General features: G+C 66.7%; 27 protein-coding genes. 6 read left to right on the forward strand and 21 right to left on the reverse strand.

All coding sequences use genetic code 11. The features are described 5' to 3' along the window. Nucleotides 1-89: 89 nt before the first annotated feature. On the reverse strand, nt 90-2,282 hold the full coding sequence (locus BMW87_RS06990) for a thiamine pyrophosphate-dependent enzyme (protein ID WP_093075491.1): 2,193 nt from the start codon (nt 2,280-2,282) through the stop codon (nt 90-92). 144 nt (nt 2,283-2,426) lie between these two features. Here BMW87_RS06990 and BMW87_RS06995 point away from each other — a divergent pair, with 144 nt between their 5' ends. Further along, a complete protein-coding gene (locus tag BMW87_RS06995; protein ID WP_093075493.1) occupies nt 2,427-2,906 on the forward strand; it encodes a MarR family winged helix-turn-helix transcriptional regulator in 480 nt (159 codons plus the stop codon). Nucleotides 2,907-2,932: 26 nt separating this feature from the next. Here the strand turns inward: BMW87_RS06995 and BMW87_RS07000 are convergent, their stop codons facing one another. From BMW87_RS07000 to orn, 6 genes are all read right to left on the reverse strand, one after another. After that, entirely contained in the window at nt 2,933-3,817 is an 885-nt protein-coding gene (locus BMW87_RS07000) for a quinone oxidoreductase family protein (RefSeq protein WP_093075494.1), read from the reverse strand. After that, nucleotides 3,814-4,611: an alpha/beta fold hydrolase gene (locus BMW87_RS07005; protein ID WP_093075496.1), complete on the reverse strand. Its 798-nt coding sequence runs from the start codon at nt 4,609-4,611 to the stop codon at nt 3,814-3,816. The genes BMW87_RS07000 and BMW87_RS07005 overlap by 4 nt, the downstream gene beginning before the upstream one ends. Beyond that, nucleotides 4,608-5,612 (reverse strand): 3-hydroxybutyryl-CoA dehydrogenase, encoded by a 1,005-nt coding sequence (locus BMW87_RS07010; protein ID WP_093049717.1) that lies wholly within the window; start codon nt 5,610-5,612, stop codon nt 4,608-4,610. Before BMW87_RS07010 ends, BMW87_RS07005 begins: the two co-directional genes overlap by 4 nt. After that, complete coding sequence (locus tag BMW87_RS07015) at nt 5,602-6,675, reverse strand: NAD/NADP-dependent octopine/nopaline dehydrogenase family protein (protein WP_093075498.1); 1,074 nt, start codon at nt 6,673-6,675, stop codon at nt 5,602-5,604. The genes BMW87_RS07010 and BMW87_RS07015 overlap by 11 nt, the downstream gene beginning before the upstream one ends. A gap of 213 nt (nt 6,676-6,888) precedes the next feature. Further along, on the reverse strand, nt 6,889-8,784 hold the full coding sequence (locus tag BMW87_RS07020; protein ID WP_093075499.1) for a DEAD/DEAH box helicase: 1,896 nt from the start codon (nt 8,782-8,784) through the stop codon (nt 6,889-6,891). 254 nt (nt 8,785-9,038) lie between these two features. Beyond that, entirely contained in the window at nt 9,039-9,635 is a 597-nt protein-coding gene (gene orn / locus BMW87_RS07025; RefSeq protein ID WP_093075501.1) for an oligoribonuclease, read from the reverse strand. A gap of 59 nt (nt 9,636-9,694) precedes the next feature. Here orn and BMW87_RS07030 point away from each other — a divergent pair, with 59 nt between their 5' ends. Genes BMW87_RS07030 through rsgA form a run of 3 tightly spaced genes read left to right on the forward strand, consistent with a single transcriptional unit; the run spans nt 9,695 to nt 12,302 of the window. Continuing rightward, nucleotides 9,695-10,954: a M48 family metallopeptidase gene (locus BMW87_RS07030; RefSeq protein ID WP_093075502.1), complete on the forward strand. Its 1,260-nt coding sequence runs from the start codon at nt 9,695-9,697 to the stop codon at nt 10,952-10,954. 31 nt (nt 10,955-10,985) lie between these two features. Next, a complete protein-coding gene (locus BMW87_RS07035) occupies nt 10,986-11,336 on the forward strand; it encodes a 4a-hydroxytetrahydrobiopterin dehydratase (RefSeq protein WP_093075504.1) in 351 nt (116 codons plus the stop codon). 12 nt (nt 11,337-11,348) lie between these two features. Then, complete coding sequence (rsgA, locus tag BMW87_RS07040) at nt 11,349-12,302, forward strand: ribosome small subunit-dependent GTPase A (protein ID WP_093075505.1); 954 nt, start codon at nt 11,349-11,351, stop codon at nt 12,300-12,302. Between the two features lie 13 nt (nt 12,303-12,315). On the opposite strand, the gene BMW87_RS07045 is transcribed toward rsgA, so the two are convergent. From BMW87_RS07045 to rpsP, 8 genes are all read right to left on the reverse strand, one after another. After that, nucleotides 12,316-13,341 (reverse strand): hypothetical protein, encoded by a 1,026-nt coding sequence (locus BMW87_RS07045; protein ID WP_093075507.1) that lies wholly within the window; start codon nt 13,339-13,341, stop codon nt 12,316-12,318. Between the two features lie 14 nt (nt 13,342-13,355). Beyond that, on the reverse strand, nt 13,356-14,447 hold the full coding sequence (gene hisC / locus BMW87_RS07050) for a histidinol-phosphate transaminase (RefSeq protein ID WP_093075508.1): 1,092 nt from the start codon (nt 14,445-14,447) through the stop codon (nt 13,356-13,358). A 19-nt stretch (nt 14,448-14,466) separates the two neighbouring features. Continuing rightward, a complete protein-coding gene (locus BMW87_RS07055; RefSeq protein WP_093075510.1) occupies nt 14,467-15,468 on the reverse strand; it encodes a CobD/CbiB family protein in 1,002 nt (333 codons plus the stop codon). Between the two features lie 62 nt (nt 15,469-15,530). Continuing rightward, nucleotides 15,531-16,274 (reverse strand): CoA pyrophosphatase, encoded by a 744-nt coding sequence (locus BMW87_RS07060; protein WP_093075512.1) that lies wholly within the window; start codon nt 16,272-16,274, stop codon nt 15,531-15,533. Nucleotides 16,275-16,404: 130 nt separating this feature from the next. Further along, a complete protein-coding gene (gene rplS / locus BMW87_RS07065) occupies nt 16,405-16,788 on the reverse strand; it encodes a 50S ribosomal protein L19 (protein WP_093049685.1) in 384 nt (127 codons plus the stop codon). Nucleotides 16,789-16,898: 110 nt separating this feature from the next. Continuing rightward, a complete protein-coding gene (gene trmD, locus BMW87_RS07070; protein ID WP_093075514.1) occupies nt 16,899-17,645 on the reverse strand; it encodes a tRNA (guanosine(37)-N1)-methyltransferase TrmD in 747 nt (248 codons plus the stop codon). 16 nt (nt 17,646-17,661) lie between these two features. Further along, nucleotides 17,662-18,216 carry a ribosome maturation factor RimM gene (gene rimM, locus BMW87_RS07075; protein ID WP_093049679.1) on the reverse strand — a complete coding sequence of 185 codons (555 nt, stop codon included), beginning with the start codon at nt 18,214-18,216 and terminating at the stop codon, nt 17,662-17,664. Nucleotides 18,217-18,231: 15 nt separating this feature from the next. Beyond that, entirely contained in the window at nt 18,232-18,495 is a 264-nt protein-coding gene (rpsP, locus tag BMW87_RS07080) for a 30S ribosomal protein S16 (RefSeq protein ID WP_093049676.1), read from the reverse strand. 179 nt (nt 18,496-18,674) lie between these two features. Between rpsP and BMW87_RS07085 the strand changes: the two genes are divergently transcribed. Both BMW87_RS07085 and BMW87_RS07090 read left to right on the forward strand, forming a co-directional pair. Continuing rightward, complete coding sequence (locus BMW87_RS07085) at nt 18,675-19,199, forward strand: GNAT family N-acetyltransferase (protein ID WP_093049672.1); 525 nt, start codon at nt 18,675-18,677, stop codon at nt 19,197-19,199. Continuing rightward, nucleotides 19,196-19,642, forward strand: coding sequence for a TM2 domain-containing protein (locus BMW87_RS07090; RefSeq protein WP_093049669.1), 447 nt, complete (start codon nt 19,196-19,198; stop codon nt 19,640-19,642). The genes BMW87_RS07085 and BMW87_RS07090 overlap by 4 nt, the downstream gene beginning before the upstream one ends. A 3-nt stretch (nt 19,643-19,645) precedes the next feature. Here the strand turns inward: BMW87_RS07090 and BMW87_RS07095 are convergent, their stop codons facing one another. The 6 genes from BMW87_RS07095 to hda form a co-directional block, all read right to left on the reverse strand. Continuing rightward, nucleotides 19,646-20,656: an inorganic phosphate transporter gene (locus BMW87_RS07095; RefSeq protein ID WP_093075515.1), complete on the reverse strand. Its 1,011-nt coding sequence runs from the start codon at nt 20,654-20,656 to the stop codon at nt 19,646-19,648. A gap of 13 nt (nt 20,657-20,669) precedes the next feature. After that, the gene (locus BMW87_RS07100; RefSeq protein ID WP_012746613.1) at nt 20,670-21,314 is read right to left on the reverse strand and encodes a DUF47 domain-containing protein; all 645 of its coding nucleotides are present in this window, start codon (nt 21,312-21,314) and stop codon (nt 20,670-20,672) included. A gap of 125 nt (nt 21,315-21,439) precedes the next feature. Next, a complete protein-coding gene (locus tag BMW87_RS07105; RefSeq protein WP_093075517.1) occupies nt 21,440-22,048 on the reverse strand; it encodes a trimeric intracellular cation channel family protein in 609 nt (202 codons plus the stop codon). A gap of 5 nt (nt 22,049-22,053) precedes the next feature. After that, nucleotides 22,054-22,692: a 2-amino-4-hydroxy-6-hydroxymethyldihydropteridine diphosphokinase gene (gene folK, locus BMW87_RS07110; RefSeq protein WP_093049659.1), complete on the reverse strand. Its 639-nt coding sequence runs from the start codon at nt 22,690-22,692 to the stop codon at nt 22,054-22,056. Further along, on the reverse strand, nt 22,689-24,323 hold the full coding sequence (gene pcnB / locus BMW87_RS07115; RefSeq protein WP_093075518.1) for a polynucleotide adenylyltransferase PcnB: 1,635 nt from the start codon (nt 24,321-24,323) through the stop codon (nt 22,689-22,691). The genes folK and pcnB overlap by 4 nt, the downstream gene beginning before the upstream one ends. A gap of 27 nt (nt 24,324-24,350) precedes the next feature. Further along, nucleotides 24,351-25,037 (reverse strand): DnaA regulatory inactivator Hda, encoded by a 687-nt coding sequence (hda, locus tag BMW87_RS07120; RefSeq protein WP_305367572.1) that lies wholly within the window; start codon nt 25,035-25,037, stop codon nt 24,351-24,353. Nucleotides 25,038-25,069: the final 32 nt, after the last annotated feature.

The following is a 25,069-nucleotide window of genomic DNA, read 5'->3' on the forward strand; positions in this document are numbered from 1 at the left end:
GGGGCGATACCAGCGGCCCGGCAAAGCCGGTTCCGCGGTATCCCTGGCCATTTCCCGATGTCTTCCTATGTTGCATAAAGGAACTTCGTTCAGAAGGCATAGGCTTCACGGCGGCGCGCCTCGCCGCGTTGCAGCCAGCCGATGACGGCGGCGCGCACGCGCTCGCGCAGCACGTCCCAGCGGCTGGGGTTGCTCACGATCTGGGCTTTGTAGAACGACGGGCACAGCACGGCGGCATGCGAGACCTCGCCGCACACGCCGCAGCCCACGCAGCTGTCGAGCACGGTCGCAACGGGGTCGGTGCGCAGCGGATCGGGGTTGGGCTTGATCGACAGCGACGGGCAGCCCGACAGGCGAATGCAGGAGTGGTCGCCGGTGCATGTGTCTGAATCGACGCCGAACTTCTCGCGCACCATGCGCTTGCCGTCGGCAATGGCCTTGCGCACCAGCGGCTTCTCGCGGCGCTGCTTGTTGAGCATGCACTCCGACTGGGCGATCAGGACCTTGGGGCCCTTCTTCGTGGTGGTGAGTGCGTCTTTCAGCGCGTCGCGCATGCCTGCCACGTCGTAGGTGCGGCGCAGCGTCTTCACCCACTCCACGCCCACGCCGCGCACGGCGCGCTCGATTTCGTGGCCGGTGCTGCGCGTCTTGTTGACGGCGTGCGACGACAGGATGTCCTGCCCGCCCGTGGCCGAGGTGTAGTTGTTGTCTACGACGATGGTGAGGTTGTCGCTCTTGTTGAAGACCGCGTTCGCTACACCGCTGGTGAGGCCGTTATGCCAGAAGCCGCCGTCGCCCATCATCGAGATCGCGCGCTTGCCTGCCGGTGCATTGAGCGCCGCGGCACCTGCGCCGCCCAGGCCGTAGCCCATGGTGGTGTTGCCGATGTTGAAGGGCGGCAGGATCGAGAACAGGTGGCAGCCGATGTCGGCGCTCACGTGGTGCGCTCCGAGTTCGCGCTCGACCAGCTTCATGGCGCTGAAGATGGGGCGCTCGGGGCAGCCGGTGCAGAAGCCCGGCGGACGGGCGTGGACTACCTCGCCCAATGCTGTCGACGGTTGCGCGGGCTCGGGTGCGGCATCGACGCCGATGGCCGCCACTTCCTTCAACGGAATCACCTTGCGCACCGGCGCTGGCACCGGCAGCGGCGCCAGGCGTTCGTAGCGCTCGCAGAAGCTGCGCGCGCCCTTGAGCAGTTCGGACGCGGTGTACTCGCCGGCCACCGGCAGCATGTCCTTGCCGTGCAGCGCGGTGGTCGAGCCGGCCTGGCGCAGGATGGTTGCCAGGTTCTGCTCGACGAAGTTGGGCTGCCCCTCTTCCACGACCATCACGGCGCGCTTGCCTTCGCAGAAGCGGATCACCTCGCTCTCGATGACGGGGTAGGCCACGTTCATCACATAGAGCGGCACCTGCGTGTTGCCGTACACGTCGGCCAAGCCCAGTCGCTCGAGGGCACGCAGCAGCGTGTTGTAGCTGCCGCCCTGCACGATGATGCCGATGTCGTCGGCGTCTTCGGAGAAGAACTCGTTGAGCTTGCGCTCCTCGATGAAGCGCACGGCAGCGGGCCAGCGGTCTTTCACCTTCTCTTGTTCATGCACGAAGCTCGCGGGCGGCAGCACGATACGGCTGACGTCGCGCTGCGGGTTCTCGAGCGCGTCTTTCAGCGTGAACTTCGGGCGGCGGTTGTCGCCTGCAATGAAGTGGCCGTGCACGTGGCAGGCACGGATGCGCAGCTGCAGCATCACCGGCGTGTTGCTGGCCTCGGAGAGATCGAAGCCCTGCTTCACCGCGTCGACGATGCTCGGCAGGTTGGGGCGCGGATCGAGCAGCCAGATCTGCGACTTCATGGCGAAGGCATGGCTGCGCTCCTGCATGATCGACGAGCCTTCGCCGTAGTCTTCGCCGACGATGATGAGCGCGCCGCCGGTGACGCCGCCGGATGCCAGGTTGGCCAGCGCGTCTGACGCGACGTTGGTGCCCACGGTCGCCTTGAAGGTGACGGCGCCGCGCAGCGGGTAGTTGACGGAGGCGGCCAGCGTGGCAGCGGCGGTGGCCTCGCTCGCGCTGTTCTCGAAGCGGATGCCCTGCTCGGCGAGGATGTCCTGCGCGTCGGCCAGCACGTCCATCAGGTGCGAGATGGGTGCACCCTGGTAGCCCGCCACATAGGAAACTCCCGATTCGAGCAAGGCCTTGGTAACCGCCAGAATGCCCTCCCCACGGAAGACTTCCCCACCAGAAAGCCGCAGCTTCTTGACTTCTTCAACGAATGAACGCTCGGCCATCTGGGTCCTTGTTGTCTATCGTGGGACGATGAGCTTGGGGAGCTGCATCGCGGTTCATATAATGTTGACAAATGAATGTATCCACAATCATGAATTACCCTAGACATGCAAACAGCGTGCCCGCGGCGACTGTGAGGTGCCTTCATGGCTGAAGAACAATCCGTCGAATCGCATCGCTTCGTCGATGACTACCTGCCGGCACTGCTGGCGCAGGCCAGCCAGCTGATCTCCTCGGAGTTCCACGAGGTTGCGCGGCAGCAGGGCTTCTCCGTATCGGAGTGGCGCGTGATGGCATCACTCGCCGGCAGCGAGCCGATCAGCATCGGCCAGCTCGCGCAGGTGACAGTGACCAAGCAACCCACGGTGACGCGGCTGCTGGACCGCATGGAATCGCGCGGACAGGTCGAGCGCCTGCCCCACGAAAGTGATCGCCGCATCACGCTGGTGCGCATCACGCGCAAGGGACTGAAGGCGGTCGAGCACCTGATGGAACTGGCACGCGACCACGAGCGGCGCGTGCTCGAACCCTTCGGGCTGCGACGCGCCGAAGAGCTCAAGCAGACGCTGAGGCAGATGATCGACCTGCACGTGCATGTGCCGGTCGAGGAACCGCAAGAAGACTGAGCTTGCTTGCTCGCTCGCCTCTCCGCTCAGAGGCGGGGCACGAGGACGGCGCGGCCGCGGTGGCCGCGCTGTGCGATCCATTCAAGCGCGTGGGCCGCATCGGCAAGTGCGAACGGCTGCACGTCGAGGTGCAGGCGGCCATCGGCCAGCCTCGCGAGCAATTCGGGCGCCGCTGCACGGCCGGTGGCTTCACGTCGAAACATGTTGAGAGGCAACAACGCAACATCGCGTTGCAGGAAGTGCGCGATGTCGAGCTGCAGCGTCGGGCCGGCGGTGTAGCCGACCAGCACGGCACGGCCGCCTGGCCGCACCGAAGGCAGCACCTTGGCGAGCACATCTCCGCCGACCGTGTCGATCAGCAGATCGGCGCTGGCAGCGGGTGGCGGCGCGGCATCTGGATTCACTGCCGTCACCGTGCAACCTGCGTCGCGTGCGAGTTGCATCACGAGCGAGCCGACGGCGCCGCTCGCGCCAGTCACCAGCACCTGCTCACCGGCCTGCAGCTTCGCGACTTCGTGCAGCGCCACCCATGCCGAGGTCGTTGGCGAGAAGAACGCAGCGCCCAGCGCCATCGGCACAGCGTCGGGCAACAGGCCCAGCGCTTCGTCGGGCGCATCGATCTGCTCGCACCAGGTGCCGTCGAAGAGCGTGCCGAGCCCGCTGCCGCGCAGCCACACGCGCTGGCCGACGGCGTATCGCTCGCTTGCCATCACGACACCCGCAGCCTCGACGCCGGGCGTGTAGGGCAACGGCGGATGGCGAAGGAAACTCCCGCGCCACACTGTGCGGTCGATGTGCCCGACCGTTGCGGCTTCCATGCGCACCAGGGTGCGGCCCGGCCGCGCGACAGGGTCGGCAATCTCCTCCAGCACGGGGATCGCATCGAATCCGTGAATGCGCACTGCCTTCACGGCAGCGTCTCCAGAAAATCGAGCACCGTACGCGCGAAGGCTTCAGGCATCTGGTCGGGCAGCGGCACCATGCCGCCTTCGATGTCGACGATGCGTGCTTGCGGCAGGTGGTGCTGCAGCTCCTCGGCATGCGGCGCCGCGAACGGGTCGGCGGTGGCGCGAACGATCAGCGTGGGCTGCGTGACGCGACTGATGCGCTCTTCCATGCGATACGACGCCACGGCGCGATGGCCCTCTTCGACACGCTCGACCTTCAATGCATCGAGCACGAAGGCTTCGAGCAGATCGGGACGTCCTAGCGGATAGAAACCCTGGCGCTTTTGCCACAGCGCTGCGAGGTGAGAGCCGTCTTCGCTCGGCGCGACTTCGTCGATGGGTGGACGTTGTGCCCGTGCCTTGCGAAAGGGCTCGTCGGTGTACGGCGTCGAAGACAGCACCAGGCTGCGAACGCGCTCAGGAAACGCTGCCGCGAGCTCGACTGCGATAACGCCGCCTGTGTGATGCCCCACCACGTCGGCCTGCGCGATGCCCAGCGCATCCAGCAGTTCGCAGGCCACGCGTGCCCATTGCCCGATGCTCGCCGGCACTCCGCCGTCGACCGAATCGCCGAAGCCGGCTGTGTCCATCGCGATGGCCCGACGATGCGCGCCGATCAACGGCAGCACTGCGCGGTACTCGGCCCAGCTGCGCGGCGACTGATGCAGCAACAGCACGGCCGGCGCCTGGTGGTCGCCGCACGCCGCGTAGTGCACCTGCCCCACCGACAGGTCGGCAAAGGCGCGGCGGATGCTCATGGCAAGGTCTCGTCCGCAGGCGCGCGCCAAAGGCCCGCATGCCGCAGTTCGCCAAGCGTGCGCGAGAGCACGTCGCGCCGGTAGGCCGCGATGTCGCGGCCTTCGTAGTCGTAGAAGCCGCTGCCGCTCTTGAGGCCCAGCCGGCCCTGCTCGACCATGCGGCCGACGATGGCTGGCGCGGTGTAGCGGCCGGCGTCGAGCGAGGCCGACATCTCGCGGCTCGCGTGATGCAGGATGTCGCAACCGCCGAAGTCGATGAACTCGACCACGCCCAGCGCGGCGAAGCGCAGGCCCAGGCCGTAGCGCGTGGCCTTGTCGATTTCTTCGGCGGTGGCGGCACCTTCCTCGATCATTCGCGCGGCTTCGTTCATCACCAACGCCTGCAGGCGCGGCACGATGTAGCCCGGGGAAGCGCCGCAAACCACGGGCAGCTTGCCGATCTCTTCCATCAGCGTCTTGGTGCGGGCGAGCACGGCGGCGTCGGTGCCGGGGTGGCAGCTCAGCTCGACCACGGGGATCACGTAGGCCGGGTTGAGCCAATGCATGTTGAGGAAGCGCCCGGGCAGCCGCACCAATGACGCCAGCTGCGTCACGAGGATGCTGCTGGTGGTCGAGGTGAGGATCGCGTCGTCGCGGCAATGGCGGTTGAGCTGCTCGAAGGCCTCGCGCTTGGCTTCCATGGTTTCGGGGACGCCTTCGAACACGAGTTCGGCTGCGGCCAGCGCCTGCGGGGCGGCCGCGGCGTTGACGAAGTCCACGCGCGCGGCGATGCGCTCGATCTGCGATGCGTCGATCACGCCGAGTTGCGCGAGACCCGAGAGGCTGGCTTCGATCTCGGCCTTTGCTTCATCGCGCAGGCGCTGCCAGGCTTCGTCGCTGCGCGGGCGCAGGTCGATCAGCGAGATGCGATGGCCGGCATAGGCGAATGCGATGGCGATGCCGCGCCCCATGCGGCCCGCGCCGACCGCCGCGAACCGGGGGAGCGCGGCGTCATTCGCCATCGTGCAGCCTCTGCTTGAGTTGCGCCGCGCTCAGGTCGGCGAGGCCCAGGCTTTCGAAGGTGCGCGGCCCGCGCCGCAGGTCGCGCCCGAGAAAGCCGCCGACGATGGCCAGCAGGCCGTGGGCGATGGGTGCATCCACGCCCGCGTGGCGCGCGGCCGAAGCCAGAAAAGCCAGGCCGAGCTCGGTGTCTTCCGTGATGTAGCGGTGCGTGTGCAGGTCGATGTTCTCGCGCCAGTCGCCCGATTTGACGAGCTGCTTGTGCGCGTCGCCGTACATCCACTGGTCGTTGTTGTAGTGGTCGGCCAGCGGATAGTGCGGCGCGCCCTGCCCGAAGGCTTCGCGCACGGCAATGCGTTCCTGGTCGAGCCGGTCGGTCACGTCGCGCACGGCGCGCTGCGTGCCTTCGTTGTGGATGTCCCAGCGCTCGAAGTGCTGCAGCGGCGCGGCGTTCATCACCATCAACGGCGGGTGGATGACTGGGCCTGCATTCATCAGTGCACCCGAGAGCGCGTCGCCGCAGCCGTGCACGGACGGATAAGCCTTGCGGATCACCTCGATGGCTTGCGCCTCCTTGCGGGCCGGATAGACGCCGGTAGGCAGGCGAATGGCGCGGATGGTGACGTTGACTTCGCGCTCGCCGTGCTTGCGCGCCAGGTAAGGCAGGGTGCCGGTCTCGGCCCAGGCGACGTCGGCACGGCTGCCGGCCTCTTTCACCGTCTTCGCCATCACGTAGCTGCCGAAGGTGCCCGGCGGCAGGAACACGACCTGCCCGTCGACCAGATGCGGCGCCATCGCGAGTGCGATGTCGTGCTGGGCGATCGCGGGCGTGGGAATGACGATCAGCTCGGCGCCCTTCAGGGCTGCGCCGATGTCGGCGGTGGCCAGCGCAATGGGCACTTCGCGCGCGCCGTCGGCGTCCTTCAGCGTGATCGAGCCGGCACGCGCCAGCGGCTCGAGCGCCGCGGCGTCGCGGCGCCACAGGCGCACTTCATGGCCGGTTTCAGACAGGTCCGCGGCGGCCGCATAGGCGCCGTGGCCACCCCCAAGAATCGCAATTTTCATGTCGAAAGTCGAAAAGCAGGTGTCGATGAACCGGCGGCCGCAGGACGGACCCGGGGAAATAATGCCTTATTACATTACTTTTCATCGATTCAGATGTCAATCAAATTCGATGTCACCTGACTGCTCGGAAACCCGAAATGAAAAAGCCCGCGTTCGTTAGAAGCGCGGGCTTTCTGGGGGCGAGGCGGCCGTCAGGCCGCTCGGGAAGCAGGATCAGCGGCTGGGCTTGAACGCGCGCTTTTGCGCGTCGCGGGGCACGAACACCTTGCCTGGGCCGCCATGACCGGCAGCGCCATTGCCGCGGGGCGCGAAGCCCTCGCGCGGTGCGAAGCCGCCGTCGCCGCGGCCACCGCCGTGACCATGGCCGCCGCGCGGAGCGCTGTCGCCCCAGCCCGGCTTGCGGCCGTAGCCGGCACCGCCGCCGTTGCCGCCTTCGTCACGGCCGCCGCCGAAACCGGCGTTCTGGCCGCCCTGGAAGCCACGCGGGCCCGGTGCGGCCGGACCACGCGAGTTGCGGTCGTTGAAGCCGCTGGCGCCGGCATAGCCGCCGCCGTTGCCGCCACCATTGCCGCCGCGGTAGCCACCGCCACCGCCGCCACCGAACTTGCGGTCGCGCGATTGGCTGTCACCACGGCCGCCGCGGAATTCGCCTTGCGGCGGACGCGATTGCGGCATGCGCTGTTGCGGCTCCATGCCCGGCACCACTTCGGCCTTGAACTGCTGGCGGCTGTAGTGCTCGATGTCCATGATCTTGCGGCGATCGCGGAATTCGGCGAACGTGACGGCCAGGCCGTCGCGGCCGGCACGGCCGGTGCGGCCGATGCGGTGGGTGTAGTCCTCGGCCTTCATCGGCAGGCCGAAGTTGAAGACGTGGGTGATGGTCGGCACGTCGATGCCGCGGGCGGCAACGTCGGTGGCCACCAGGATCTGCACCTGGCCCTGGCGCAGCGCCATCAGGCGGCGGTTGCGCAGGCCCTGGCTCAGGGCGCCGTGCAGCGCCACGGCGCTGAAGCCTTCTTGCTGCAGGTCGTTGGCGAGGCCGTCGCACTCGACTTGCGTGCTCGCGAACACGATCGCCTGGTTGATGCTGGTGTCGCGCAGCCAGTGGTCGAGCAGCTTGCGCTTGTGCTGGCTGTTGTCGGCCCAGAACAGCACCTGCTTGATGTTGGCGTGCTTTTCCTGCGGGCTGTCGATGGTGATGCGCTGCGGTTCGCGCATCACGCGCTGGGCCAGCTGCTGGATGCGCGGCGCGAAGGTGGCGCTGAACATCATCGTTTGCTGGCGCTCGATGGTGAGCTGGTTGACTTCGGCCAGGTCGTCGGAGAAGCCGAGGTCGAGCATGCGGTCAGCTTCGTCGACCACCAGGAACTTGACCTGGTCGAGCTTGAGTTGCTGCGAGCGTTGCAGGTCGAGCAGACGGCCGGGCGTGGCAACCACGAGGTCGGCGTTCTGCAGCTTGGCAATCTGCAGTTGGTAAGGCATGCCGCCCACCACGTTGGCGATGCGCAGGCCGCGGCAGTGGCGAACCAGTTCGATGGCGTCGTGCGCGACTTGCTGCGCGAGTTCGCGCGTCGGGCACAGGATCAGGGCGCCGGGCGTGGCGGCCTTGAAATGGCGGGCGTTGGTCGGATCCTTGCGCTTCGGCTTCTTGGGCGGGGCTTCGCCGCGGGCAGCAGCTTCGGCGGCCAGGCGCTGGAACTCGGCCTTGGCTTCGGCTTCTGCCTCGGCCTGGCGCTTGAGCAGCGTGTGCAGCACGGGCAGCAGGAAGGCGGCGGTCTTGCCGGAGCCGGTCTGGCTCGAAACCATCAGGTCAACGAAGCGGGCAGCGCCCTCTTCGCCCATGGCGATCGGCACGACCTTTTCCTGCACGGTGGTGGGCTGGGTGAAGCCCAGGTCAGCCACGGCGGCGATCAGCTCGGGCGCAAGGCCCAGCTTGATGAAGCCGTTGGGCTTGGCGGGTTCTTCGGCCGCGGCAGCTTCGGGGGAAGCTGCATCCAGCGCCTCGAGGATGGGCGCCTCGGACATGGTGTCCGTGGCAGCGGTGAATTCGTTGTGGGTAGCGGATTGCACAGGCGCGAACTCGCCCTGCGCTTCAAAAGCGTCGGTCATGAATATCAATCTCAAACGCGAGCGCTGCCGTAGGCGGCGCCCCGTTGGTGGTTAAAAACATCAACCATCCAACGACATTCAACTTCGGGCTGACGCCTGAGGTTGCGGCCCTTTTTGATCAGCGAATGCGATCGGGCGCGGTGTGCAAGATAGGGAGATGCAAGAGACGCTGGCCGGGCTTGAAATACCTTCCCGATCAGCGAAGCCTGCGATTATGGCATGGATTCGGGTTTTTACCTAATTCCCGGCTTTACTCAATCCGTCAGGCGCAAAAAGGTCTCGCGGTAGTGCGCCAGTTCCTCGATGGATTCGTGCACATCGGCCAGCGCGGTATGCGCCTGCTGCTTCTTGAAGCTGCTGTAGGCCGTGGGTTTCCAGCGCTTGGCCAACTCCTTGAGGGTGCTGACGTCGAGGTTGCGATAGTGGAAGTACGCCTCCAGCTTGGGCATGTACTTGACCAGGAAGCGCCGGTCCTGCCCGATGGTGTTGCCACACATGGGCGAGCCGCTGCGCGGGATGTATTTGGCGATGAATTCCAGCAGTTGCTGCTCGGCGGCGGCTTCGTCGAGGGTGGATGCCTTGACCTTGTCGATCAGGCCGCTGCGGCCGTGGGTGCCCTTGTTCCAGGCATCCATGGCGTCGAGCACGGCGTCGCTCTGGTGAATGACGAGCACGGGGCCGTCGATGACGGGCGTGAGGTCGGGGCCGGTAACGACCACGGCGATTTCGAGCAGGCGCTCTTTTTCGGGGTCGAGGCCGCTCATTTCGCAGTCCAGCCAGACCAGGTTCTGGTCGCTTTTCTTCAGGGTGGGCACGGCTGCGAGGGGCGTCGGGTCAAGGGATTCAGGCATCGCAGGATTGTCGTCGAAGGGCTGCGGCCCCAGATAGCGGGGACTAAACTCGCCGCTCCATGTCCTATTCGCTCATCTTCACCATCGCCTTTGCGGCCGCATTGGTTGCAGGCCTGCTCGTGAAGTTCTGGCTGGCCACGCGGCAGGTGCGCCATGTGGCGCAGCACCGCGGCACCGTGCCGGCCGCTTTCGCGCAGACCATCACCCTCGCCGCCCACCAGAAAGCGGCCGACTACACCATCGCCAAGGCGCGCTTCGGCCTGGTCGAGATGGCCTGGGGCGCAGCGCTGCTTCTGGGCTGGACCTTGCTCGGCGGCCTCGACGTGCTCAACAAGCTTCTGCTGGCGTGGATCGGCGGCGGCATGGCGCAGCAGCTGGCATTGCTGGCAGCCTTCGCGGCCATCGGCGGCCTGCTCGAACTGCCCTTCACGCTCTGGCAGACCTTCAGGCTCGAAGATCGCTTCGGCTTCAACAAGATGACCTGGAAGCTCTGGCTGGCCGACACGCTCAAGTCGACGCTGCTGGGCGCGGTGATCGGCCTGCCGATCGCGGCGTTGATCCTCTGGCTCATGGGCGCGGCCGGGCAGCTGTGGTGGTTGTGGTCCTGGGGCGCGTGGATGGGATTCAACCTGCTGCTGATGCTGATCTACCCGACCTTCATCGCACCGCTGTTCAACAAGTTCAAGCCGCTCGACGACCCGACGCTCAAGGAGCGCGTGACGGCATTGATGAAGCGCTGCGGCTTCGCGGCCAAGGGCCTGTTCGTGATGGACGGCAGCACGCGCAGCGCCCATGCCAACGCCTATTTCACCGGCTTCGGCGCCAGCAAGCGCGTGGTGTTCTACGACACGCTGCTGCGCCAGCTCAACGCCGGCGAGGTCGAGGCCGTACTCGCGCACGAACTGGGACACTTCAAGCACCGCCATATCGTGAAGCGGCTGGTCGCGATGTTCGCCCTGAGCCTGGCTGGCTTCGCGCTGCTGGGCTGGGTGTCGACGCAGGTCTGGTTCTACACGGGCCTGGGCGTGCAGCCCAACATGACGGCACCCAACAGCGCGCTGGCGTTGCTGCTGTTCATGATTGCCGTGCCGGTGTTCGGCTTCTTCGTTGCTCCGCTGCCCGCACGACTGTCGCGCAAGCACGAGTTCGAGGCCGACGCCTACGCAGTGGCGCAAACCAGCGGCGCCGACCTGTCGGCCGCCCTGCTCAAGCTCTACCAGGACAACGCCTCGACGCTCACGCCCGATCCGGTGTTCGTCAAGTTCTACTATTCGCACCCGCCGGCTTCAGAGCGCCTTGCGCGCATGACGGCCGCCTGACCCGACTCCCCTCATTTCGAAGAAGCCCATCATGAACAGCATGTTCAAGCCCAAGGACTGGAAGAACCTCCCTCCCCGCAAGGCGCTGAGCGCCACCGAGATCGTGGCCGGCCTGGCGCGCCTCGACGGCTGGATGCTCACCGGTGACGGCGCCAACGTCGCCATCGAAAAAACCTTCAGCTTCGCCAACTACTTCGAGACCATCGCCTTCGTGAACGCGCTGGCTTTCGTGGCGCACACGCAAGACCACCACCCCGACCTGGCGGTGCACTACAACCGCTGCGTAGTGCGCTTCAACACGCACGACGTGGGCGGCCTGTCGGTCACCGACTTCGACTGCGCCCGCCAGGCCGACGCGCTGGTCGCGCCCCCCGCCGCATGACGGAACGAGCCCTTGGCTAAGCCCGGCCGCGCCGCGCCCGCAGCCGCTGCTGCGAAGGCACTCCACGAGGGCCTTGTCGTTGCCAGCCACGGGCGTCATTGCCTCGTCGAAACGCCCACGGGCGAGCGGCTAATCTGCCACCCGCGCGGCAAGAAGAGCCAGGCCGTGGTCGGCGACCGCGTGTACTGGCAGGCCAGCGAGGACGAAGGCACCATCGAGCAGGTGCTGCCGCGGCGCAACCTGTTCTATCGGCAGGACGAGATTCGCACCAAGTCGTTCGCGGCCAACCTCGACCACGTGCTGATCCTGATCGCGGCCGAGCCGGAGTTTTCCGAACATCAGCTGGCCCGCGCGCTGATCGCGGCGGAGGCCGAGCGCATCACGCCGATCATCGCGCTCAACAAAAGCGACCTTGTCGAGCCCTTCGAGCGCGCATGGACCAAGCTGGCACCCTACCGCCGCATGCACCACGGCGTGCTGCCCCTGTCGCTGAAGGCGTCAGGAGAGGCGGACTACGCCTCGCTGATGAAGCTTCTGGCCGGCAAATCCACGCTGGTGCTCGGTCCGTCCGGATCGGGCAAGAGCACGCTGACCAATCTGCTGGTGCCGGGCGCGACCGTGCTGACCCAGGAGATTTCGCAGGCGCTTAATTCGGGCAAGCACACCACCACGAGCACCACCTGGTACTGGATCGATGAAGCCCGCACCACCGGCCTGATCGACTCGCCGGGCTTCCAGGAGTTCGGCCTGAACCACATCGCGCCAATGCAGCTCGCCGGGCTCATGCCGGACATCGCCGAGCATGCGAACGACTGCAAGTTCTACAACTGCACGCATCTGCACGAGCCGGGCTGCGGCGTGATTGCGAACGTGGAAACAGCAAGCAGCGGACCAGGCGCCATCAGCGCGAGCCGCTACAAGATTTATGGCGAGCTGTTTGCCGAGTTGAGCCAGAAGCGGTACTGACCGAAAGGCAGCTTCAGCCGAGCCAGATGCGGTAGGACTTCCAGGTCGGGTCGAAGACGAGATCGAGCGTCACCGGCAGGTCCATGTCGTCCTGCAGCGATTGCGCATGCAAAATCGCTGCCTCAGGGTCGGACACCTGGAAGTGGACGGTGCGAACGCCCTCCTCCAGTACCACGTGCGTGCAGCAGCCTGCTTCGTGCGTCTGCAGCCGCGCCGTCAGCCGGTCTTCGTAGACGCGTGCCTCTTCCAGCTCCTCACCCGATTCGACCGGCACTGCCGTCGACAGGCGATGGCACAGGTCGGCGCGCCCCACCAAGGCCGTGGCCGCGTCATTGCGCATGACGATCACCTCGATCTCGCGGTCGTCCTCGGCCGTGCGCGTCGCGTTCATGCCCGACCAGGCGTGTTCACCCTGGGGAAACACACCGGTGTGGCCGAGTTCGTCGCGCCAGCAGGCGTCGAACACGGGCACGAAATCGTCGAGCGGCACGCCATCGAAATCCGCGTGCGCGTCGGCCTCGACGTAGTCGACCGCCCCGACCTTCACCGCGAAGTCGTACTCGCCCAGGATATGGTCGAGCATGATGAGGCTCATGTGGCGCGCATGGTCCTGCATGTCCATCGGGATGGGCTTGGCGAAGCCGATCTCCAGCGCCACCCGCCCCCGGTAGAGCTCGTGCTTCACAAGGACTTCGGAGCTTGCCAATTCGAAGTCGTTCATGCGCATGCCGAAACCATCGCTCGAACGCTGACGAAAGGCTTCCACCTCGACCTGCGGCAGCTTGGGGCTGCTTTGCACCAGCGCCATCAGATCCTCGAAGTCGTCTACCGAACCGTGCGCCGTCAGCACCAGCTTGAACTCAGGCGGCTCGCCAGCCACTTCGGCCGCCAGCCGCGGAAAGAAGGGTTCGAGCAGTTCGTTCAACCCTTCCATCAATTCGCGAGCGGGCAAGGCGCGCAGGCTCTCGAGCTGGGCGCTCACTGCTTGCCAGAAGCCTGTGCAGGCCGCTGTGCGCGGATCGGTGTCGTGGGTCGGCATCGCCAGGGGTTCCTTCAGGGGTTTGGAGTGAGGATGTCCTGCAGCCGCTGGACCAGCGTGCTGCATTGCTCGCGCGTGCCGATGCTGATGCGCAGGTACTGCGCGATGCGCGGCTGTTTGAAATGCCGCACCAGCACCGCACGCTCGCGCAGCAGGGCCGCCAGTTCGGCAGCGTCGCGCTGCGGATGGCGTGCGAAGACGAAATTGGCCTGCGACGGCAGCACCTCGAAGCCCAGGTCTTCGAGCTGCAGGCCGAGGCCCTCCCGGGTGTCGACGATCTTGTCGCGGGTGCTGCGAAACCAGTCTTCGTCTTCGAGCGCGGCGACGGCGCCGGCCGAGGCCAGCCGGTCGAGCGGGTACGAGTTGAAGCTGTCCTTGACGCGCGCCAGCGCGTCGATGAGGTGCGCCTGGCCGCAGGCAAAGCCGACCCGCAGGCCAGCCAGCGAACGCGACTTGGAGAGGGTCTGCACCACGAGCAGGTTCGGGTGCTTGCCGATCAGCGGCAGCGCACTCTCGCCGCCGAAATCGACGTATGCCTCGTCGACCAGCACCACGCGATCGGGGCAGGCTTCGAGCAGTTGATCGATGCGCGACAGCGGCATGCCGATACCGGTCGGCGCGTTCGGATTCGCGATGACGATGCCTGCGCAACCTTGGCGGGCACGCGCTGCAAGGGCGTCGACATCGATGCGCAGGCCCTCGTCCACCGGCTGCTGCTCGCAGACGATGCCGTACAACTGCGCGTAGACCTTGTAGAAGCTGTAGCTCACGTCGGGCATCAGCAGCGGCTCGGCCTGCTGGAAGAACGCGAAGAAGGCGTGCGCGAGCACTTCGTCCGAGCCGTTGCCCGCGAACACTTCGTCGACCCGCAGGCCATGCCGCCGCGCTACCGCTTCACGCAGCACGAGCGAGGTGGGGTCGGGATAGCGCTCCAGGCCGTTCTCGGCCGCACGCCGGATGGCCTCGATGGCGACCGGCGACGGCGGGTACGGGTTCTCGTTGGTGTTGAGCTTGACGAGGTTCGCGATGCGCGGCTGCTCACCAGGCACGTAGGGTTCGAGCGCGCCGATGCGCGGGCTCCAGAAGGCCGGCACTGGATGTGTCATGGTTCGTTCGCCGCTTCGCTCAACCGAGCAGGCGAGCCAGGGTGAGCAAGGCCAGCAGCACCATCCACATCACGACCGAGCGCCAGACCAGACCCACCACACTGCGCAGGTGGCCGGGCTCGGGCTCGCGCCCCGGCGTGCTGCCGGTGTCGGTGCGGCGGCCGTCGGCCAGCGATTCGCCGGCCTGGGCGCGCGGCAGCGGGTCGGTGACCGGAATCGGGCGCAGCGAACCGCCGCCCAGGCGCACGTTGACCGCACCCGACGTGGCAGCGAGGATCACACCGTCGTTCTCATTGGGAAAACGCTGTGCGTCATTGCGCCAGCAATCGATCGCTTCCTCGAAGCTGCCGACCACCGCGAAACCCAGCGCCGTGATGCGCGCGGGCAGCCAGTCGATCATGTGCCAGGCGCGATCCGCGGCCTGTTGCACAGAAACACTCGACGGCTGCACGGCAGCGCCGTTCTTGTGCGCCCAGTAGCGCGAGACGAACTCGCTCATGCGATAGAACACCGCGCCCGCCGGCCCAAGACCGATGGCCGCAATGATCGAGAACCACGCGAGCACGCCGAACACATGGCGATGCGCTGCGATCACCGAATGCTCGATCACGTGGCGCACGATCTCGCTGCGCGGCAGGTTGGCCGCATCAACGCCCTGCCAATGTGCGAGCAGCGAGCGCGCGAGCGGCTCGTCGCCTTCGTCGAGCGCGTCGCGGATGTCGGTGAAGTGATGGCTGAACTGCCGGAAGCCCAGCGTGACGTAGAGCACCGCAATGCTCCAGAGCACCGCGAACGGCAGGCCGAGCGTGAGCACCAGCAGCCAGTGCACGCCCAGCGCGCCGAGCGTGGGCACGAACACCGCGAGGCCCCAGGCGATCCATCCGTGATGCGGCTTGCCCGCGTCGAAGTTGCGGCTGGTCCAGCGTGTCCACGCCAGCACCGCGCCGTACACGGGGTTGTGCGGGCCCAGGGGCCGCACCTGCTCGATCAGCAGCGCGCACAGGATGGCAAAAAAGCTCATCCTTCGATGATAGCGAGAGCGCCTGAAGGTTCAGGCCATCTTCATTCGAGCCGCGGATTCAGTCAGGCCGCGAGGAAACGATAGAGATTGCGCAGCATGCCCGCGGTCGCGCCCCAGACGAAGCGCTCGTCCGGCCCGTCCTGGTAGGGCATCGAGTACCACTGGCGCCGGGTGCCATCGGGTGCGGGCACGGTGTGGTGGCGGTGATTGGCCGGGTCCATCAGCCATGCGAGCGGCACCTCGAAGGCTTGCGCGACCTCATAAGGATTGATGGTGAGCTCGAAGTCAGGTTGCACCAGCGCAACCACCGGCGTCACGATGAATGAGGTCACCGTCGTGTAGGTCGGCAGGTTGCCCAGAACCTCGATGTATTGCGCCGAGAGGCCGACCTCCTCCCAGGCCTCGCGCAAAGCGGCAGCCGCGATGTTGGCGTCCTCCGGGTCGACGCGGCCACCGGGAAACGCAACCTGCCCCGAATGCGTCGACAGATTCGAGGTCCGCTCGGTCAGCAGCACGGTCGCGCCCTGCGGGCGTTGCACGATCGGCACCAGCACCGCCGCCTGCGCGGGGACACGGTCGGTCATCCGCGGATCACGCCGCAGCTCCGGCGTCCAGGCAGGCGGTGTCGCGAAGCGCGTCCGCAATGCCTGTGCCGTCAGCTGCACGGCCGACACCGCCGGCAATCCCTCGACTCCTCCGGCCACAAACGGCACTTTGCGCGGGTCGAACTGCAGCAGCGTGGGCGGCGCCACGGCGTTGACGGGTTCGACGGATGCGGCCTGCAGAGGAATGGATGAGTTGGTCAAGAGATGAAACGTACCTGAGGCGGAGGAAAGAAAGAAGTAGAGCGGAAAAAAGGAAGGTTGTCGCTGAGCGGGGACAAGAATGCAAAAAGCCGCCAGAGCGGCGGCTTTTCTTGCACGGCAGGCGGACTGCTTACTTGGCAGCCGCTGCAGCAGTCGACTTGCTCGGCAGCTTTTCCTTGATGCGTGCCGAACGGCCACTACGGTCGCGCAGGTAGTACAGCTTGGCGCGGCGCACATCGCCACGGCGCTTGACTTCGATAGCGGCGATCAGCGGGCTGTAGGTCTGGAACGTACGCTCCACGCCTTCGCCACTGGAGATCTTGCGCACGGTGAAGCCGCTGTTGAGGCCACGGTTGCGCTTGGCGATCACAACGCCTTCGTAGGCCTGCACGCGCTTGCGGGTGCCTTCGACAACGTTCACGCTGACGATGACCGTGTCACCGGGCATGAAATCGGGGATGGTCTTGCCGAGACGGGAGATTTCTTCCTGCTCGAGGGTCTGGATGAGGTTCATGATTTCCTGAAAGTCGATCGTGTCGGGCTACACAAAAGGCGCCTTTGGCTTTCACGGGATGACCGGGAAAAGACCGGGCGCGGCCGGGCAGAGGATCGGGGAACCGAGGATTATAGCTTTTTTTTCAGCGCGGCCTCATCAGCCTTGCCAAGACGACCCGCCGCGCGGGCGGCGTCGATCAGGTCGGGGCGCCGTGCGGCCGTAATGGCCAACCGCTGGTCACGCCGCCAGCGCTCGATCTGCGCATGGTGGCCCGAGAGCAGCGGCGCCGGCACGCCCTGCCCGTTCCATTGCTCGGGCCGCGTGTAGTGCGGGCAGTCGAGCAGGCCGTCGAGCGCGGGGTTGAAGCTGTCCTGCACGTGGCTGGCCTCGTCGCCGAGCACACCCGGCTGCAGCCGGGCCACGGCGTCGAGTAGCGCCATGGCTGCAATCTCGCCGCCGGAGAGAACAAAATCGCCGAGGCTGATCTGGTGAGTGACGCGCGCGTCGATGAAGCGCTGGTCGATGCCTTCGTAGCGGCCACAGATCAGCACCGCGCCTTCGCTGGCCGACCACTTCTCGACCGCCTCATGGCGCAGCGCCTCCCCGATCGGAGAAAACAACACGACGGGCGCCTGTGCTCCGCGTGCAGCCAGCGCCGCATCAAGGCAGGCCGCCAACGGCTCCGCCATCATCACCATGCCTGGACCGCCGCCAAAGGGGCGATCGTCCACGCGCTTGTAATTGCCCTGCGCAAAATCACGCGGATTCCAGAAGACGACTTCGACCTGCTTCGACTCGTAGGCACGGCGCGTCACGCCGCTGGCCATGAAAGGAGCGAACAGTTCAGGAAAGAGCGTGAGGACGTCGAAGCGCATGCGCGCAAGGTCCGGATCAGAAATCGGGTTGCCAGTCGACCGTGATGAGACGGCCGGGCAGGTCGACCTTGTCGACGAAGACCGAGACGAAGGGCACCATGCGCTCGATGGCCTTGCCGTCTTCTTCGGCGGTGAGCACCAGCGTGGTCTGCGGGCCGGTTGCGAGCAGCTCGCGCACGGTGCCGAGCACCACGCCTTCGCGGTTGACCACCGACAGGCCGATCAGGTCGACCCAGTAGTACTCGTCGTCGCCGGCCGTAGGAAAGCTCGAGCGCGGCACGAACACGCGCGCACCGCGCAGCGCCTCGGCCGCATTGCGGTCGGGCACGTCCTCGGATGTGGCGACGATGCAGTCGGAATGTTCTTTGGCCTCGCGGATCGCGAGCCGGAAAGCGGTGCTTGCCGAGGCTCCGGGAGCCTGCAGGAACCAGCGCTTGGAAGAAAAAAGCGCCTCGGGCTGGGCGCTGTGGGGCAGGACCTTGAACCAGCCCTTGATGCCCCAGGCATCGGCGATGCGCCCTACTTCAATCGCATCCGCCGGCAATTCGGCGGTTTCGAGTGCGGGCAGCATCGCCGTGCGGACGGCTTAGGCCGCCGCCTTGGGAGCTGCCGAGGCAGCTTGACGGATCAGGCGCAGAACGGTGGGCGAAGCTTGTGCGCCGACGCTCTTCCAGTAGGCCAGGCGGTCCTGGGCGATACGGATGCTTTCTTCGTTTTCCTTGGCGGTCGGGTTGTAGAAACCCAGGCGCTCGATGAAACGGCCATCGCGGCGAACGCGCTTGTCCGACACGACGATGTTGAAGAACGGACGGCCTTTGGAGCCGCCGCGGGAGAGTCGAATGACGACCATGATTTATCCTTGGGTGGTCAGCAGGCCTTATGGATGAAGAAGAGGCCCGCTCACAATGTTCTTCCAGCGTCGAGACACGCGACATGGCCACCCGGCCAGCGACACGCTGAAAAGCCCGCGATTATAGCCCGACCCGCGTTTTCTCCGAATTCCGGCCTTGCGCCACCCGTTTCCACCGCATGCCCCTCACCATCCGCCCCAGCCGCGACGAAGACGTCGAGGCCATCGCCGCCATCTACGCCCACCACGTGCTGCACGGCACCGGCACCTTCGAAACTGAGCCTCCCTCCCCCGCCGACATGGCCGCCCGCCGGGCCGACGTACTGGGCAAGAACCTGCCGTATCTGGTTGCCGAAGAAAATGGCGAAGTGTTGGGTTTTGCCTACTGCAACTGGTTCAAGCCGCGCCCGGCCTACCGTTTTTCGGCCGAAGACTCGATCTACATGTCGGAGTCAGCACGCGGCAAGGGTCTGGGCGCCAAGCTGCTGGCAGCGCTGTCGCAGGCTGCCGAGGCGGCCGGTGTGCGCAAGCTGATCGCGGTGATCGGCGATTCGGCCAACGCCGGCTCCGTCGGCGTGCACCGCAGCCAGGGCTTCACGCACGTGGGCGTGCTGAAAGACTGCGGCTGGAAGTTCGGCGAATGGCGCGATGTCGTATTGATGGAAAAAGTGCTCGGCGAAGGCAGCACCACCAAACCCGAATGAAAAACAAGACTGTTGCCGCCTGGCTCTCCTTCCTCGGCGGCCCGCTCGGCCTGCACCGCTTCTACCTGCGCGGCATGGGCGACTTGCTCGGCTGGCTGCTGCCCATTCCCACGGCGCTGGGCATCTACGGCATCGAGCGCGTGCGCATGTACGGCGTGGACGACGGCGTTAGCTGGGCGCTGATCCCGCTGCTGGGCTTCACCATCGCAGGCTGCGCGTTGATGGCCATCATCTATGGCCTCATGACGCCCGAGAAGTGGAATGCCCGCTTCAACGCCAGCGCGCCGGCCGACGCGGAACCCGGCCGCACGAACTGGTTCACCATCGGTGCCGTCGTGCTCTCGCTCTTCTTCGGCAGCACGATCCTGATGGCCAGCATCGTGTTCAGCTTCCAGCGCTACTTCGAGCACCAGGTCGAAGAGGGCCGGAAGATCTCGCAGTAGCCGTCAGAACAGCTGGATGCTGATCCAGTAGGCAATCGCCGCCACGAACGCCGAGGCCGGGATCGTGAAGATCCACGCCCATACGATGTTCCCCGCCACGCCCCATCGCACCGCGCTCGCGCGCTGCGTCGAGCCGACACCGACGATGGCGCCCGTGATGGTGTGTGTGGTCGACACCGGAATGCCCAGCGCCGTCGCCAGGAACAGCGTCAGCGCCCCGCCCGTCTCGGCGCAGAAGCCGCCCACGGGCTTGAGCTTGGTGATCTTCTGGCCCATCGTCTTCACGATGCGCCAGCCGCCGAACATCGTGCCCAGCGCGATCGCGGCGTAGCAGCTCACGATGGTCCAGGTCGGCGGGCTCGCGTCGCCGGCATTGGCATAGCCGGTGGCGATCAGCAGCATCCAGATGATGCCGATGGTCTTCTGCGCATCGTTGCCGCCATGGCCCAGGCTGTAGGCGCCGGCCGAAACCAACTGCAGTCGCCGGAACCAGCGGTCCACGCGCGACGGCGTGGCGCGCCGGAAGCCCCAGGCCACCACGACCATCATCATCGAACCGAGCAGGAAGCCCAGCAGCGGCGACACGAAGATGAAGGCCACCGTCTTCCAGATGCCCGAGGCCACCAGGCCACTGGTACCGGTCTTGGAGATCACCGCGCCCACGATGCCACCGATCAGCGCGTGCGACGAGCTGCTCGGAATGCCGTAGTACCAGGTCACGAGGTTCCAGCTGATGGCGCCGACGAGCGCACCGAACACCACGTGCACGTCGACCACCCCCGGCTGGGCGATGCCCTTGCCCACGGTGGCGGCCACGCTCAAATGGAAGATGAAGATCGCGATCAGGTTGAAGAAGGCCGCGAACACCACGGCCTGCCCCGGCTTGAGAACCCCGGTGGACACCACCGTCGCAATCGAATTGGCGGCGTCGTGGAATCCGTTCATGAAGTCGAACAGGATCGCCAGCGCGACCAGCACTATCACCACCCAGAGGGCGACCTGAACCGTTGCCATCAGCGCTGCCCGCTCAGGAATTCTCGAGGACGATGCCCTCGATCACGTTGGCCACGTCCTCGCACTTGTCGGTGATCGTCTCGAGCAGCTCGTAGATCGCCTTCAGCTTGATCACCTCGCGCACGTCGGGCTCCTCGCGGAACAGCTTGCTCATGGCACTGCGCATCACGCGGTCGGCATCCGATTCGAGGCGGTCGATTTCCTCGCAGGTCTTCAGCGTGGCCTCGGCCACGGCCGGGTCGGCGATCTTGCCGAGGAACTTGACGGCGTCCTTCAGGCGGTCGCAGCACTTCACGCTCAGTGCCGTGAGGCGAACGATCTCGTCGGTCATGTGGCGCACGTCGTACAGCGCCATGGTCTCGGCCGAGTCCTGGATCAGGTCGGCCACGTCGTCCATCGTGTTGATGAGCTTGTGGATCTGCTCGCGGTCGATGGGCGTGATGAAGGTCTTGTGGATCAGCCGGTTGACGTCGTGCGTCACGCGGTCGGCGGCGCGCTCGGCGTTGTCGACGTCGCGGTTGTACTGCTCGCGCAGGTGCACGTCGCTGTAGTTGGCAACGAGCTGCTCGAAGGCCCTCGCCGCCTCCACGATGCGCTCGGCGTGCTGGTTGAACATCTCGAAGAAATTGCCCTCGCGGGGCAGCAGCTTGCCGAACATGAAAACTCCAGGGGAGCGCCAATCACAGTTTCATGACGCCTTGATGAAAAACCGGCGAAGTTTAACGGGCGCGCGACCCCTGCCCGGCCCGGCCGGCTTTTCGGGGCCGCCGGAACCCCCTCAATTCAGGCTGGCAAGCGCAGCACCGGCAGGTGCCAGCCGCCGTAGATTCCGCCCAGGCGGAGCGCCACGATCAGCAGCACGCCGGCGTGAAAGGCCCAGCGCCGCGGCGTTCCAGCCGCCTGCAGCAGAAGGTAGGCCGCGATGCCCGCGATGGCGGCCGAGCCGTAGATGCCGCTGCTCAGCAGCAGCGGAACGCGGGCGGTGAACACATCGCGCAGCAGCCCGCCGGCCGCACCAGTCATGGTGCCGACCAGCAGCACGACGACGGCCGGCAGGCGCCGCTCCTCGGCCACCTGCGCACCGGTGATGGCGAACAGGCCGAGCCCCAGGGCGTCGGCAACGGCCAGCGCATGCTCCGGCACTGGCAACAGGTGCACCCAGACGATGGTGAGCGCCGCAGCCGCGAGGATCACGTAGACATACCGGGTGTCGCGGATCCAGAACACCGGATGGCGGTCGAGCAGCAGGTCGCGCAGCGTGCCGCCGCCCACCGCGGTGACCGAAGCGATCACCACCACGCCCAGCCAGTCGAGGCCCGCATGGCCGGCCCCCAGCGCCCCACTGACCGCGAAGACCGCCACGCCGGCGAGATCGAGGACGTAGAGCAGCACGGCCTTCAGACGATGCGCTTGACCACCTGGCCCGTAACGCGTGCCAGCGCCGCGCGCGGCACCTTGTCAGGCGCGATTTCGGCGAGCGGCTTCAGCACGAAGGCGCGCTCGCGCATGCGGGGGTGCGGCAAGGTCAGCGTCGGCGTGTCGATCACCGAGTTGCCGTGCATCAGCAAATCGAGATCGAGCGTGCGCGGCGCGTTGGGAAACGGCCTTTCGCGGCCGGCCAGCGCCTCCAGGCGCTGCAACGCCACGAGCAGTTGCTCGGCATCCAGGCCGGTGCGCACCGCCACCACGGCGTTGATGAAATCGGGGCCTTCGGCATCCACCGGCTCACTGCGATAGAGCGACGAGCGGGCCGTCACCACGGTTCGCTGAAGCGCGCCGATGTCGGCCATGGCGGCCTTCACGGCTGCCTCGGCATCGCCCAGGTTGGCGCCGATGGCGATGAAGGCCTGTGCCGTGGGGTAGTCCTCCCGCGGGCCGCGCGGGCTGCGCGAAGGAGCACGGGTGGGCGCGCGGCGCGCGGGCGGTCCGCTCTTGGCGCCTGCAGACGGTGGCTTGGCACCACCACCCGCGCGCGGCGGTGCAGCCTTGGCCTTGGGGCCTGGCTTGCCGTCCTTCGGCCGGTTGGGCGTGCTCATGCGCCTCCGGCGCTCCCGCCGCCCCCACCACCAGCACCGCCACCACCTCCGGTGCGGGGCTTGCGGCGACGCCGGCGCTTGCGCGGTACCGCCTCGCCATCGGGCGGCACGGCGCCGGCTTCTACTTCAACCTCTTCGACTTCGTCGTCCTGCTCCGAATCGGGGGCCTGGCTCTTACGCGCAGCCGGTTCACCGCCGCGCGGCTTCGGCGCCGGGGTTTCGCGCACCCGCACGCGCTGACGCACCTTCTGCTCCTCGCGCACCTGCTCCAGCAGGTCCTGGCGGCGCACGTCGTCGGCGGTGCTGAATTCCTGCCACCACTCGGCAATCGCCTCGCTCACCTCGCCCACGTCGGCGCGCAGGCGCATGAAGTCGAAGGCGGCGCGGAAGCGCGCCTGCTCGACCAGGCTGTAGGGCGTGGAGCCGGTGCGCTTGTCGAAGCGCGGCTGCATCATCCAGATCTCGCGCATGTCGGCGGCCAGCTTGCCGCGGCCCGAGACATCCCCGATGCGGGCGTTGAACACGTCGTCGATGGCGTCCTGCAGCGCCGGAAATGGCGGTTGCGGGCGCTGGCCGTGGCGGCCTTCCTGGCGCTGGGCCCAGCCGTCGCGCACGTCGGCCCACAGCACGCATGCCAGCAGGAAGCTGGGCGCCACGGGCTTGCCTTCGCCCACGCGGCGGTCGGTGTCCTGCAGGGCGGCCTTCACGAAGGGCTGGTCGGCGCGCTCCACCACCACGTCGAGCAACGGATAGATGCCGCGGGCAAGGCCGAGCTTGTTCAGTTGCTCGACGGTCGCAATCGCGTGGCCGGTCTGCAGCAGCTTGAGCATTTCATCGAACAGGCGGCTTTGCGGCACGTCAGCCAGCAGCTTGCTCGACTCGATCAGCGGGGCCGCCGTCTTGGCTTCCATCTTGAAGCCCAGGGCCGCGAGCTTGGCCGAGAAGCGGATGGCGCGAATGATGCGCACCGGGTCTTCGCGGTAGCGCGTGGCCGGGTCTCCGATCATGCGCAGCGTGAGCTTCTGGGCGTCCTTGATGCCGTTGTGATAGTCGACCACGACCTGGTTGGCCGGGTCGTAGTACATGGCGTTGACGGTGAAGTCGCGGCGCGCCGCGTCTTCTTCCTGCGGGCCCCAGACGTTGTCGCGCAGCACCCGGCCGCTGGCGTCCACGGCGTGCTTCATGCTGGCAAGCTCGCCCTTGCTGGTGCGCTCGTTGCCCGCCACCTGCTCGGCCGCGGCGTTGTCCATGTAGGCACGGAAGGTCGAGACCTCGATCACCTCGTGTTCGCGGCCGCGGCCGTACACCACATGCACGATGCGAAAGCGCCGCCCGATGATGAAGGCGCGGCGAAACAGCGACTTGACCTGCTCGGGCGTGGCGTTGGTGGCCACGTCGAAGTCCTTGGGGCGCAGCCCCAGCAGCAGGTCGCGCACCGCGCCACCCACCACGTAGGCCTCGTAGCCGGCCTGCTGCAGCGTCGTGACCACGTTCTTCGCGCGTTCGTCGACCAGGGCCGGATCGATCTTGTGAACCTCTGCCGGCACCTCCTGGCGCTTGCCGAAGCGGCTCTTGCCCTGCGTGCCGCCGGCGGTCTTGCCGAGCAGCTTGTCGATGAATTTCTTGATCATTGTTGGTTGAAAGCCTAGTTCGCTCTTTTATTCGTTCTCGAGCATGGAGCGGATCAGCGGAATGGTGATCGCGCGTTGCGTCTGCAGGGCATAGCCGTCGAGCTGCGTGAGCAGCTCCATCAGGCTGCCGAGGTCGCGGCTGAATCGGTGCAGCATGTAGTCGAGCACGTCGTCGGACAGCATCACGCCGCGCGCATCGGCGGCCTGGCGCAGCACCGCGCGGCGTTCGCTTTCGCTCAGCACCTGCAAGTGGAACACGTGGCCCCAGCCGAGGCGGGTGCGCAGGTCTTCGCGCAGCGGCAGGTCGGCCGGCGGCAAGGCGCCAGCGGCGACCACGCCGCGCTGCAGGGTCTGGGCGTTGACGAACCAGTTGAAGGCCGCGTGCTGCTGCACGGCGGTGTAGAGGTGCACGTCGTCGAGCAGGACGGCGCCCCAGCGCTCGTCGAACTCGGGCGGCTCCAGCAGGCCGGCGTGCAGCCAGCCCACGCTGGCGCCCTGCTCGCGCAGTGCGACACGCACCGATTCGAGCAGATGGCTCTTGCCGCTGCCGCCTTCGCCCCAAAGATAGGTGGGCACCGGCGAGTGCAGCGCGGGGCTGCCGGCGCCGCCCACCCACACTTGCAGGTGCCGCAGCGCCGCCTCGTTGGGGCCGGCAAAAAAGGCGTCAAAGCTGGGGCCCGTCGCAATGCCGATATCGAGCGCGAGCTGTTTCATCCCGGGAAGGTTCATGGAGGGGGCCGCGAGGG

Origin of the sequence: Variovorax sp. OV084 (assembly GCF_900111625.1) — a bacterium.
In the GTDB taxonomy this organism is placed as follows: Bacteria; Pseudomonadota; Gammaproteobacteria; order Burkholderiales; family Burkholderiaceae_C; genus Variovorax.